Source organism: Sphingomonas sp. CFBP 13714 (assembly GCF_014842205.1).
In the GTDB taxonomy this organism is placed as follows: Bacteria; Pseudomonadota; Alphaproteobacteria; order Sphingomonadales; family Sphingomonadaceae; genus Sphingomonas; species Sphingomonas aerolata.
Genome location: NZ_JACYVG010000003.1, coordinates 163,976 through 175,392 on the forward strand (window position 1 = coordinate 163,976; position 11,417 = coordinate 175,392).

10 protein-coding genes are annotated in these 11,417 nt (G+C 66.9%); 6 read left to right on the forward strand and 4 right to left on the reverse strand.

All coding sequences use genetic code 11. The features are described from left to right. The first annotated feature begins 23 nt into the window (after positions 1-23). The gene (locus IFT54_RS08630) at positions 24-1,334 is read left to right on the forward strand and encodes a metal-dependent hydrolase family protein (RefSeq protein WP_192070320.1); all 1,311 of its coding nucleotides are present in this window, start codon (positions 24-26) and stop codon (positions 1,332-1,334) included. Between the two features lie 49 nt (positions 1,335-1,383). Here IFT54_RS08630 and IFT54_RS08635 read toward each other — a convergent pair whose 3' ends face one another. Continuing rightward, a complete protein-coding gene (locus IFT54_RS08635; RefSeq protein ID WP_192070321.1) occupies positions 1,384-1,719 on the reverse strand; it encodes a hypothetical protein in 336 nt (111 codons plus the stop codon). Positions 1,720-1,915: 196 nt separating this feature from the next. On the opposite strand from IFT54_RS08635, the gene IFT54_RS08640 reads away from it, so the two are divergent. From IFT54_RS08640 to IFT54_RS08655, 4 genes are read left to right on the forward strand one after another with little or no spacing between them, the layout of a single operon-like run. Beyond that, a complete protein-coding gene (locus tag IFT54_RS08640; RefSeq protein WP_192070322.1) occupies positions 1,916-3,067 on the forward strand; it encodes a fumarylacetoacetate hydrolase family protein in 1,152 nt (383 codons plus the stop codon). Then, complete coding sequence (locus IFT54_RS08645; RefSeq protein WP_192070323.1) at positions 3,064-3,876, forward strand: SDR family NAD(P)-dependent oxidoreductase; 813 nt, start codon at positions 3,064-3,066, stop codon at positions 3,874-3,876. Before IFT54_RS08640 ends, IFT54_RS08645 begins: the two co-directional genes overlap by 4 nt. A 3-nt stretch (positions 3,877-3,879) precedes the next feature. After that, positions 3,880-4,758 (forward strand): SMP-30/gluconolactonase/LRE family protein, encoded by an 879-nt coding sequence (locus IFT54_RS08650; protein WP_192070324.1) that lies wholly within the window; start codon positions 3,880-3,882, stop codon positions 4,756-4,758. Positions 4,759-4,813: 55 nt separating this feature from the next. Then, positions 4,814-6,259, forward strand: a complete 1,446-nt coding sequence (locus IFT54_RS08655; RefSeq protein ID WP_192070325.1) for a sugar porter family MFS transporter — start codon at positions 4,814-4,816, stop codon at positions 6,257-6,259. A gap of 79 nt (positions 6,260-6,338) precedes the next feature. On the opposite strand, the gene IFT54_RS08660 is transcribed toward IFT54_RS08655, so the two are convergent. Further along, positions 6,339-8,117, reverse strand: coding sequence for an IlvD/Edd family dehydratase (locus IFT54_RS08660; protein ID WP_192070326.1), 1,779 nt, complete (start codon positions 8,115-8,117; stop codon positions 6,339-6,341). Between the two features lie 169 nt (positions 8,118-8,286). On the opposite strand from IFT54_RS08660, the gene IFT54_RS08665 reads away from it, so the two are divergent. After that, positions 8,287-8,871 carry a globin domain-containing protein gene (locus IFT54_RS08665; RefSeq protein ID WP_342354801.1) on the forward strand — a complete coding sequence of 195 codons (585 nt, stop codon included), beginning with the start codon at positions 8,287-8,289 and terminating at the stop codon, positions 8,869-8,871. 37 nt (positions 8,872-8,908) lie between these two features. On the opposite strand, the gene IFT54_RS08670 is transcribed toward IFT54_RS08665, so the two are convergent. Then, complete coding sequence (locus tag IFT54_RS08670) at positions 8,909-10,201, reverse strand: MFS transporter (protein WP_192070328.1); 1,293 nt, start codon at positions 10,199-10,201, stop codon at positions 8,909-8,911. Further along, positions 10,198-11,409 (reverse strand): D-mannonate dehydratase ManD, encoded by a 1,212-nt coding sequence (manD, locus tag IFT54_RS08675; RefSeq protein ID WP_031394598.1) that lies wholly within the window; start codon positions 11,407-11,409, stop codon positions 10,198-10,200. The genes IFT54_RS08670 and manD overlap by 4 nt, the downstream gene beginning before the upstream one ends. Positions 11,410-11,417: the final 8 nt, after the last annotated feature.

An 11,417-nucleotide genomic window follows, 5' to 3' on the forward strand; every position in this document is an offset into this window, starting at 1 on the left:
CATGCACAAAAGGGGAGAGACACATGAAAACCGCGATACTGGTCGCGCTGGCCGCTGCGACCGCGATTCCGGCCGACGCGCAAACGGCGCCACCGGTTGTGACCTATATCCAGGCCGGCACGCTGCTCGATCGGCCAGGCCAGGCGCCGCGCGGCGCGACCACGATCATCGTCCGCGACGGCAAGATCGTCGCGCTGCGTGACGGGTTCGTGGCGCCGGAGGCGGGCGCGACACTCGTCGACCTGCGCACCGCGTTCGTGATGCCGGGCATGGTCGACATGCATGTCCATCTCTGGGGCATCGGCGGCGACCCGATGCGCGCGCGGCTCGAGGCAATGACCCGCGACCGGTTCGATGACGAGATGACCGCGGTCGCCAATGCGCGGCAGACGCTCGCCGCAGGGTTCACCTCGGTCCGCGACCTTGGCGGCGATCCGCGCGGTATCCGTGCCTTGCGTGACGCGATCGACGCGGGCGCGATCGAAGGGCCGAGCATCACCAATGCCGGCGAGATGATCTCGGTCACCGGCGGGCACGGCGATGGCGGCAACGGCCTCGCCGAGGAATTCGCCGATATGGTCCATGGTCGCGAGGTCAATGTCTGCAACGGGCCCGACGACTGCCGCCGCGCGGTTCGGGCGCAGGTTGCGCTCGGTGCGCGTGTCATCAAGTTTGCGGCGACCGGCGGCGTGCTGTCGAACGTCAGCGGCGGCCTTGGCCGGGCGATGACCCCGGACGAGATGCGCGCGATCATCGACACCGCGCACATGCTCGGCCGCAAGGTCGCCGCGCACAGCCACGCGACCGAGGGAACCCGCGCCGCGCTCGAGGCGGGGGTCGATTCGATCGAACACGGCACGTTTCTCGACGACGAGACCATCCGCCTCTTCAAGGCTAAGGGCGCCTATCTGGTGCCGACCGAGATCGCGCCGGTCGCAGCACTCGCCCAGGCACGTGGCGGCGCCCTGCCCCCGGCCACCATCGTCAAGGCGGAGTCCGCCGCCGCAGCAATGGCCGCCAGCCATCGCCGTGCCTATGCGGCCGGCGTCAAGGTCGCCTTCGGGACGGATACCGGCGTGTCGAAGCACGGCGACAATGCGACCGAATTCGCGCTGCTCGTGCAGAACGGCCTTACCCCCGCACAAGCCATCGCCGCAGCGACGAGCGGCGCGGCGGATCTGCTTGGGCGGGACGATATCGGCACGCTCGCGCCCGGCAAGACCGCAGACATCATCGGGGTGCGGGGGTCCCCGCTCGACGACGTCAACCGGCTCACGCACGTCCATTTCGTCATGCACCGCGGTGTCGTGGCGAAGGCGGTCGCGGCGAAGTGATCGTCACGCGGCGGCGGCCCCTGCGCGTCGAGCGCGCCGCCGCAGCGGGTCAGGCGGTCAGTTGACGCCGCCGGATCTCGCCGAGCAGCGCTTCGGCGGCGGGGTCGCCGATCTCGCCCTCCGTCGCGCGATAGGCGGCGATCACATCGGCATCCGACGCCGCGGCCAGCAGATCACGGACCTCCGCGTCGAACGCATCGACCTCACCCGCGGCGGCATCAGCGGCGTCGTCGCTGCTGATCGCCGGTGCGTCGGCGGGCGACGGTTCATGCGCCATGATCGCGTCCTGCTTGAACACGTCAAAAGCGTCTGCGGCCTCGTCACGCTCGACAAAGGCGATCTTGAGCGAGGTGAGCAGATCGAGCGGCGATGCGATATTTTCCATATGCTCACGGTAGGCACGGGCCCGCGAATGGCAAGCGCGATCGCGTCTCAACGGGACAAGTCCGTAGCTCGCTGGCCACGGCGCGCCGCTCGTCCCGAAGCGGGGCAGCCTATTGTACGATCAATCTCGTCCGCGTCTCTTGACGATCGGGCAATGGCCTATACGATAGCGGTAACATGAGTGGAGAGGGAAATTGATGTCGCATATCGCCGCGCCGGTCCTGTCGGCGCTGCCTGCCGACTGGCGCAACGCGCTGCTGCTTGGCCGGGTTGATCTCGGCGACGGCCCCACGCCGATATTGGTCAGCCGCGGTGAAGTCTTCGACATGTCCCGCGTCGCGCCGACCGTGTCGGCGCTCGTCGCGGGCGGCACGTTCGACGCCGCCGCCGGCCAGTCGCTGGGCACGCTCGAATCGCTCGACCTGTCCGCGGCGATCGATGCGCCTGCGCGCCTGCTGAGCCCGATCGACCTTCAATGCGTCAAGGCCGCCGGCGTGACGTTCGCGGTGTCCGCGATCGAGCGCGTCATCGAGGAGCGTGCCCGGGGCGATGCCTCCAAGGCCGTCGAAGTGCGTGGCCGGCTGGAGGCCCGGATCGGCGGCAGCGTCCGTTCGGTCGTGCCGGGTTCCGCCGAGGCGGCGGCGCTCAAGGCGGCGCTGATCGAGGACGGGATGTGGTCGCAGTATCTCGAGGTCGCGATCGGCCCCGATGCGGAGATCTTCACCAAGAGCCCGACGCTCTCGACCGTCGGCTGGGGAGGCCCGATCGGTATCCGGTCCGATTCGACGTGGAACAACCCCGAACCCGAAGTCGTGCTGCTGGTCGATGCAGACGGCGCGATCGTCGGCGCGACGCTCGGCAACGACGTCAATTTGCGCGATTTCGAGGGCCGCTCCGCGCTGCTGCTGAGCAAGGCCAAGGACAATAACGCCTCCTGCTCGATCGGGCCGTTCATCCGGCTGTTCGACGACGGCTTCTCGCTCGACGACGTCCGCGCGAGCGACGTGACGCTCAAGATCGAGGGCGAGGACGGCTATGTGCTCGACGGGCATAGCTCGATGCGCGAGATCAGCCGCGACCCGACCGATCTCGTCACGCAGGCGATGAGCGAACATCATTACCCGGACGGCTTCGTCCTGTTCCTCGGCACACTCTTCGCCCCCACCAAGGACCGCGACGAACCCGGCCGCGGCTTCACGCACAAGATGGGCGACGTCGTCACCATCTCAAACCCGAAGCTCGGCGCGCTGGTCAACCGTGTCACCACCTCGCGCGATGCGCCCGCATGGACGCTGGGCATTGGCGGCCTGATGGCCAATCTCGCGCGTCGCAAACTTCTTGACGCATGACCTACGATCAGACGGAGACTCCCGTGTTGCAGCAGACCAGCGCCGGTGAAGGCCGCGCCATCTATCCCAGTCTCGCCGGCAAGCGGGTCCTCGTGACCGGTGGAGGCTCGGGCATCGGCGCGGGTCTGGTCGAGGCGTTCGTCGCCCAGGGTGCGCGCGTCGCGTTCGTCGACGTCGCCGACGAACCCAGCCAGGCGCTGCTCGAACGCCTCGCGGTCGATGCGGCCCATGTGCCGATCTATCATCGCTGCGACCTGACCGACATCGATCAGCTTAAGGACGTTTTCGGCACGCTTGAGCAGGCGCTCGGCGGGATCGACATCCTGATCAACAATGCGGGCAATGACGACCGGCACGGGGTCGACGAGGTCACGCCCGCTTATTGGGACGAGCGGCTGAACGTCAATCTGCGGCACCAGTTCTTCGCAGCCCAGGCCGTCGTCCCTGCGATGAAGCGCGCCGGCGGCGGTACGATCCTCAACTTCGGGTCGATCAGCTGGCATCTCGCGCTGCCCGATCTGGTCCTGTACCAGACGTGCAAGGCAGCGATCGAGGGCCTTACGCGCGGCCTCGCACGCGACCTCGGCCGCGACGGCATCCGCGTCAACACGATCGTCCCGGGCAATGTCCAGACGCCGCGTCAGGAGAAATGGTACACGCCCGAGGGGGAGGCGGAGATCGTCGCCGCCCAGTGCCTCGATGGCCGGATCCAGCCGATCGACGTCGCAGCACTCGTGCTGTTCCTCGCGTCGGACGATGCGCGGATGTGCACCGGGCACGATTATTTCATTGATGCGGGCTGGCGCTGAGCCATGGATAGCGAAGCCCGTCTGCTCGCCTCGGTCGGCGCCGAGCTCGGTGAAGGACCGGTCTGGTCGGCGCGCGACAAGGCGCTGTGGTTCGTCGATATCAAGGCGCCCTGCGTCTATCGATATGATCCCGCGTCGCATGCGCTCGATCGCTTCGACGCACCATCTCATGTCGGCTGGATCCTGCCTGCGCAGGACGGCCTGTGGGTCGCCGGGCTTGCCAAGGGCCTCCACCGCTTCGATCCGCGCGACGGCAGCTTCACGCTGATGAACGGCATCGAGCCGGACCTGCCCGACAATCGCCTCAACGACGCAGCGGTCGATCCCGCCGGCAGGATCTGGTTCGGGTCGATGGACAACAGGGAAGTCCACCCGACCGGCCATATCTACCAGTGGCACCGCGGCGCCGTCAGCAGGACCGCCGTACCGCCCGTCGTCATCACCAACGGCCCCGCCATCTCGCCCGACGGGCGCACCGCCTATCTGGTCGATACGCTGGGCCTGTCGATCGCCGCGCACTCGATCGGTCTCGACGGCACGATCGGCGCGGGTCGCCCCTTCCTTAAGTTCGACGCGAGCAAGGGCTATCCCGACGGCGCGATCTGCGATGCCGGCGGTGGCGTGTGGGTCGGCTTTTACGGTGGCTGGGCGGCACGACGGTTCGCGCCCGATGGCACGATGACCGACGAAGTGCGCTTTCCCGTCTCGAACGTCACCAAGATCGCGCTGGGCGGGGACGATGGTCGCACCGCCTTTGCGACGACCGCGCGACAGGGACTGTCAGCCGAGCGCCTCGCCTCGCAACCGCTCGCGGGCGACATCTTCACGTTCCGGACCGACATTGGCGGCATTCCCGTCATGCCGGTCAGCTTGGACCTTTAATCTCTAGACCTTGAACACGCCAACAGAGCGTGCATCATCAGGAAGGACGTCACTAATGAACGGCACGGCTACAGCCAGGGCCACGGGCTCACCCACCGATACGGGGGGCGTCAACAGCGCGCTGATCGCCCTCATCGTCGCGGTGGCGACGATCGGGGGCTTCATGTTCGGATATGATTCGGGCGTGATCAACGGCACGCAAAAGGGGATCGAGGCGGCGTTCGACCTCGGTAGACTGGGCATCGGCATCAATGTCGGCGCGATCCTGGTCGGATCGTCGGTCGGCGCATTCGCGGCGGGCCGGCTGTCCGACGTGATCGGCCGTCGCAACACGATGATGCTGGCCGCAATCCTGTTCATCATCAGCGCGCTCGCAGCGGGGGCGGCGAATTCGTCGCTGCTGTTCATCATCGCGCGGATCATCGGCGGGTTCGGCGTCGGCGCCGCCAGCGTCACCTCGCCGGTCTATATCTCGGAAGTCGCACCGGCCAATATCCGCGGACGGCTCACCAGCATCCAGCAGGTGATGATCATCTCGGGCCTGACCGGCGCGTTCGTCGCGAATTTCGCGCTCGCCCGCTTCGCAGGCGGCTCGACCGCCGAGTTCTGGCTCGGGTATCAGGCCTGGCGCTGGATGTTCTGGCTTCAGGTGATCCCCGCGACGATCTATTTCGTCGCGCTGTTCTTCATCCCGGAAAGCCCGCGCTATCTCGTCGTGAAGGGTCATGACGCCCGCGCCGAGGTGGTGCTGACCCGTCTGTTCGGTGCGGCCGAGGCCCGCCGCAAGGTGGCCGAGATCCGCTCTTCGCTCGCGGTCGATCATCACAAGCCGCGCCTGTCCGATCTGGTCGACAAGACCACCGGCAAGATCCGTCCGATCCTCTGGGCGGGTATCGGTCTGGCGGTGTTCCAGCAGCTCGTCGGCATCAACGTCGTGTTCTATTACGGCGCGACGCTTTGGGAAGCGGTCGGCTTTACCGAGGACAATGCGCTTCAGATCAACATCCTGTCGGGCGTCCTGTCGATCGGTGCCTGCCTCCTGACGATCGCGTTGATCGACCGGATCGGGCGCAAGCCGCTGCTGCTGGTCGGGTCGGCCGGCATGACCGTCACGCTCGGCATCGTCGCCTGGGCCTTCTCGAATGCCGTGCCCGCCGCCTCGGGCGTCGGCGTCACGCTGCCCGGCAATACCGGGCTGATCGCCCTGGTCGCCGCCAATCTCTACGTGATCTTCTTCAACGTCAGTTGGGGGCCGGTGATGTGGGTGATGCTGGGCGAGATGTTCCCGACGCAGATCCGCGGTTCGGCGCTCGCCGTCGCGGGGTTCGCGCAGTGGATCGCCAACGCGCTGATCTCGGTCAGCTTCCCGTCGCTCGTCCTCTCGCCGGGGCTGGCCTTCACCTATCTCGGCTATGCGATCGCCGCGCTCGTCTCGTTCTTCTTCGTCCGCGCCGCGGTCACCGAGACCCGGGGTCGCGAACTCGAAGACATGACCGGCTGAGCCGGACCATGAAAAAGGGCGGGCGGGAGGTGTTCCTCCCGCCCGCCCCATTTCGGCCTGTCGGTGGCGCGCTCGGCGCCTAGTGATTGTGCCGCGGCGTCTTCGCGGCAATTCCGCGATACTTCACCGCAAAGTCCAGCACCCCGCCCTGCGCCAGCTGCCCCGTCTTTTCTCGGTACAGTTCCTCCCAGGGCGAGTTGCTCGGCGGGATCGGCGGCGCGGGCTCGGTCTTGCGACGGGCGATCTCGTCCGCATCGACCAGCGCGTCGCAGGTTCCGGCGACCAGATCGATCCGGATCATATCCCCGTCACGCAGCCAGGCGAGCCCGCCACCGACCGCGCTTTCGGGTGACACGTTGAGGATCGACGGACTGTCCGACGTGCCCGACTGGCGTCCGTCGCCCAACGTCGGCAAAGTCAGGATCCCCTGCTGGATCAGGGCGTCTGGCGGCTGCATGTTGACCACCTCGGCAGATCCGGGCCAGCCGATCGGACCGGATCCGCGGATCACGAGGATGCACCGCTCGTCGATCCCCAGCGCGGGGTCGTTGATGCGGTGGTGATAATCGTCCGATCCGTCGAAGACGACCGCGCGGGCCTCGAACCGGTTCTCGGCTCCGGGCGTCGACAGATAGCGCGCGCGGAAGGAGTCGGAGATCACCGATGTCTTCATGATCGCATGATCGAACAGATTGCCCTTGAGCACCAGGAACCCGGCATGCTCCATCAGCGGTGCGTCGAGCGTGCGGATCATCTCGCGGTCCCGCGTCACCCGACCCGTCAGATTGTCGCCCAGGCTCTGCCCCGTGATCGTCAGGCAGGTCGTGTCGAGCAGTCCCGACTCGGCCAGCTCGTGCATCACCGCAGGCACGCCGCCCGCGCGGTGGAAGCGCTCGCCGAGATACTTGCCCGCCGGCTGCATGTTGACGATCAGCGGCACGTCATAGCCGTGCGTCGACCAGTCGCTCATGTCGAGCGCGACCCCCGCATGTTGCGCCATCGCCATGATGTGCGGCTGCGCGTTGCTCGATCCACCGATCGCGCTGACGACGCGGATCGCGTTCAGAAAGGCTTCGCGCGTCAGGATCTTCGACGGGCGCAGATCCTCATAGGCCATGTCGACGATCCGGCGTCCGGTCTCGAACGCCATCTGGCCGCGTTCGCGGTACGGCGCGGGGATCGCGGCGCACCCGGTCAGCGACATGCCGAGCGCCTCGGCGACGGCATTCATCGTCGACGCCGTCCCCATCGTGTTGCAATGTCCGGCCGATGGCGCGCTGTCGGTGGCGCGGGCCAAGAACTCCTCCTCGTCGATCTCACCTGCGGCCAGCTTGCGCCGGCTGCGCCAGATCACCGTGCCCGAACCGACGAGTTCGCCGTCATGCCATCCGTCGAGCATCGGCCCGCCCGACAGGACGATCGCGGGAATGTCGACGGTCGACACGGCCATGATTCCCGCGGGAGTCGTCTTGTCGCATCCCGTGGTCAGCACGACCGCGTCGATCGGATAGCCGTAGAGCGTCTCGACCAGCGTCATATAGGCGAGGTTGCGGTCGAGCGCCGCGGTCGGGCGACGGCAATTCTCGAAGATCGGGATCGTCGGGAATTCCATCGGGATCCCGCCCGCCGCGATGATCCCGTCGCGCGTCCGCTTGGCGAGCTCGACATGGATGCGGTTGCAGGGCGACAGGTCGCTGCCGGTCTGCGCAATCCCGATGATCGGCTTGCCACAGCGCAGTTCGGCGGGGGTGAGCCCGTAATTCATGAAGCGTTCGAGATAGAGCGCCGTCATGTCCGAGCGGGCGGGGTCGGCGAACCAGTCGCGCGAACGAAACGGCCGTGCCGGTACGCGATCCAAAGCTTCTCTCCTCCAAGTCAATCCGATAGCGCTACCTTGGCCTGCCGAACAGTCAAGCTCGGCGCGCCCCCTTGTGGCGAAACTCCCGCCGCAACGGGATCGCCATACGACGATTTGAGGTTCGCGCCGATTGTAACACGCGTGCAACATGGCGGATTGACGCTTGATCGTGAAGCTGTTGAAACCGGTACATAATCGTGCGGGTCGGGAGAGCCGGAATGCGACAGGTCACAGGCATGTATGCCATATCGCCACGATCGCCGTCGGGCGAGCCGAGTACCGGACGCTCCATCCCCGGGCCACCCCGGCCGACCGGCATCCTGGTGAACCTCGTCCGGTGACGCCGCGGCAGATCGATCTCGTCCGCGACAGCTTCGTCCATATCCTGTTCGCGGCGGACGAGGCCTCGACGATCTTCTACGACCGGCTCTTCGCGCTCGCCCCGGAATCCCGCGCGCTGTTCACGAACGACCGCATTGTCCAGGGCCGGCTCTTCATGCAGACGCTCGCCAAGATCGTCACCGGGCTGACCGCGTTCGAGGCGATGCGTCCTGAACTGAGGGCGCTGGGCCGACGCCATGTCGCGTATGGCGCCAAGGATCATCACTACGCCATCATCGGCGACTCGCTGCGCCATGTCGTAGCGCGTTTCGCCGGTGCGGACTTCGATCCTGATACCGACCGAGCCTGGCAAGACGCCTATGATCTGGTCGCGCGGGTGATGATCGAAGCAAGCCACGAGCACCACGTCTAGCCGCTCCGGACGGGCCGCGAAGCTCGCGCCGCCGGCATCACCCCAGGCGGTCCGGGGGCACCGGCGCATAGCGCGGCACGACGAGGTGGATGACGGCGAGCGCGACGAGATAGGCGCAGGCCGCAACGATGAAGATCGGTTGATAGCTGCCGACAGTCTCGAGGATACGACCCGCGAACTTCGCCATCAGCATGCCTCCGATTGCGCCCGAAAGGCCCCCCAGCCCCACCACCGACCCCGTCGCCCAGCGCGGCAGCAGATCGCCCGGCAGCGCATAGAGATTGGCCGAGAACCCCTGGTGCCCGGCACAGGCCACGCCGATCATCAGCACCGCCCACCACATGCTCGGCACCTGGGTCGCGAACGCGATCGGCACCGCACACAGGGCGCAGGCGAACATCGCGGTCTTGCGTGCGCGATTGACGCTGTAGCCGCGTCCGATCAGCCGCGACGAGAACCAGCCGCCCGCCACCGACCCGACATCGGCGAGCAGATACAGCGCGATCAACGGCGGGCCGAAGGCGAGCATCGTCACGCCATATTGCCGGTTGAAGAAGTCCGGCAGCCAGAACAGGAACGTCCACCACACCGGGTCGATGAGGAACCGCCCGAGGATATAGGCCCAGGTCTGGCGTTGCCGCAGCAGCGTCCGCCACGCGACGGGCCGACCAGGTTCGACCGGCTCGCTCTCGATATAGGCGAGCTCCTCGGCCGTGACCCGGGGATGCTCGCGGGGGCGGCGGTAGAAGCCGAGCCAGACGATCAGCCAGACGAGCGTGAGCAGCCCGGTCAGGATGAATGCCCAGCGCCAGCCCATCGTCACCGCGATGATCGGGACCAGCAACGGCGTGAGGATCGCGCCGACGTTCGACCCGGCGTTGAAGATGCCGATCGCAAGCGCCCGCTCGCGCCGCGGAAACCATTCGTTGGTCGCGGCGATCGCGGCGGGGAAGGTCCCGGCCTCGCCGAGCGCGAGCGGAATCCGCGCAAGGATCATCCCGCTGGTCGAGGTGAAGAAGACGTGGCCGACATGGCCGAGCGTCCACAGCGCCACCGCGAGCGCGTACCCGATCCGCGCGCCGAGCCGGTCGATCAGCCGGCCGAAGACGAGATAGCTCAGCCCGTACGCCGCCTGGAACCAGATGGCGAGATCGGCATAGCCCGTCTCGCTCCAGCCATAGCGTTGCTGCAGATCGGGCTTCAGCGTCGGCAGGACGAGCCGGTCGACATAGCTCAGCACCACCGCCGCGAACAGCAGCGCACAGACGATCCACCGGACCCGGCCCCGCGGTTTCTCGACCTCGGCGGGGCTCGTTCCGTCGGCGCTCACCAGTTGCACAGCGTGCCGTCTTCCAGCCGCGCGACCGGAAGATAGGCGCGCCGATAGTCATGGGTTTCGGCCAGCGCCTCGTCGATATCGACGCCGAGGCCCGGCGCCTCCCCCGGATGCATCATGCCCGCATCGAAGCGATAGGCATGGGGAAAGACCGCGTCGGTCTCGTCCGTGTGCGGCATATGCTCCTGGATCCCGAAATTGGGGACGGAGAGCCCGAAGTGCAGCGCGGCGGCCATCGCCACGGGAGAAAGGTCGGTCGCGCCGTGGCACCCGGTCCGGATATGATAGAGGTCGGCGAGCGCGGCGATCCGGCGCAGATGCGTGATACCGCCCGCATGCACGACGGTGGCGCGGATATAGTCGATCAGCTGGTGCTCGATCAGGTCCTTGGCATCCCAGATCGAATTGAACACCTCCCCCACCGCGATCGGCGTCGTCGTGTGGTGACGGATCAACTTGAACGCCTCCTGGTTCTCGGCAGGCGTCGGGTCCTCCATCCAGAACAGGTTATAGGGTTCAAGTGCCTTGCCGAGACGCGCCGCCTCGATCGGGGTGAGCCGGTGATGGATATCGTGGAGCAGATGGACGTCCCAGCCCATCGCCTCGCGCGCCGCCTTGAACAGCTCGGGGACGACGCGGAGGTATTTCTCGGTCGACCACACGCTCTCGCTTGGCAGATCCGCATCGGCGGGTTCGTAGCGTGCGCCGTGCTTCGCGACGCCATAGGTCGAGGCGAGCCCGGGCACGCCGCATTGCAGCCGGATCGCCTTATAGCCCTTGGCCTGCTCGGCTTTCGCGACCGCGATCGTGTCGTCGATCGTCGTGCCATTGGCGTGGGCATAGACCATGCACGCGTCGCGCGCGGCGCCGCCGAGCAGCTGATAGACGGGCATCCCCGCCAGCTTGCCCTTGATGTCCCACAGGGCCGTGTCGACCGCGGCGATCGCCGCCATCGTCACCGGGCCACGCCGCCAATAGGCACCCTTGTACAGAAACTGCCAGACGTCCTCGATCCGGTGCGCGTCGCGACCGATCAGGCATGGCACGACATGATCGCTCAGATAGCTCGCGACGCTGAGTTCGCGACCGTTGAGCGTCGCGTCGCCGAGCCCGGTGGTGCCGTCGTCGCACTCGATCTTGAGGGTCACGAAGTTGCGCCCGGGGCATGTCACGATGACGCGGGCATTGACGATCCTGGGCATGACGATCC

Coding starts and splice junctions, on each gene's coding strand:
- IFT54_RS08630 (WP_192070320.1), top strand. CDS start 24: ATGAAAACCGCGATACTGGTCGCGCTGGCCGCTGCGACCGCGATTCCG.
- IFT54_RS08635 (WP_192070321.1), bottom strand. CDS start 1,719: ATGGAAAATATCGCATCGCCGCTCGATCTGCTCACCTCGCTCAAGATC.
- manD (WP_031394598.1), bottom strand. CDS start 11,409: ATGCCCAGGATCGTCAATGCCCGCGTCATCGTGACATGCCCCGGGCGC.
- IFT54_RS08645 (WP_192070323.1), top strand. CDS start 3,064: ATGACCTACGATCAGACGGAGACTCCCGTGTTGCAGCAGACCAGCGCC.
- IFT54_RS08650 (WP_192070324.1), top strand. CDS start 3,880: ATGGATAGCGAAGCCCGTCTGCTCGCCTCGGTCGGCGCCGAGCTCGGT.
- IFT54_RS08655 (WP_192070325.1), top strand. CDS start 4,814: ATGAACGGCACGGCTACAGCCAGGGCCACGGGCTCACCCACCGATACG.
- IFT54_RS08640 (WP_192070322.1), top strand. CDS start 1,916: ATGTCGCATATCGCCGCGCCGGTCCTGTCGGCGCTGCCTGCCGACTGG.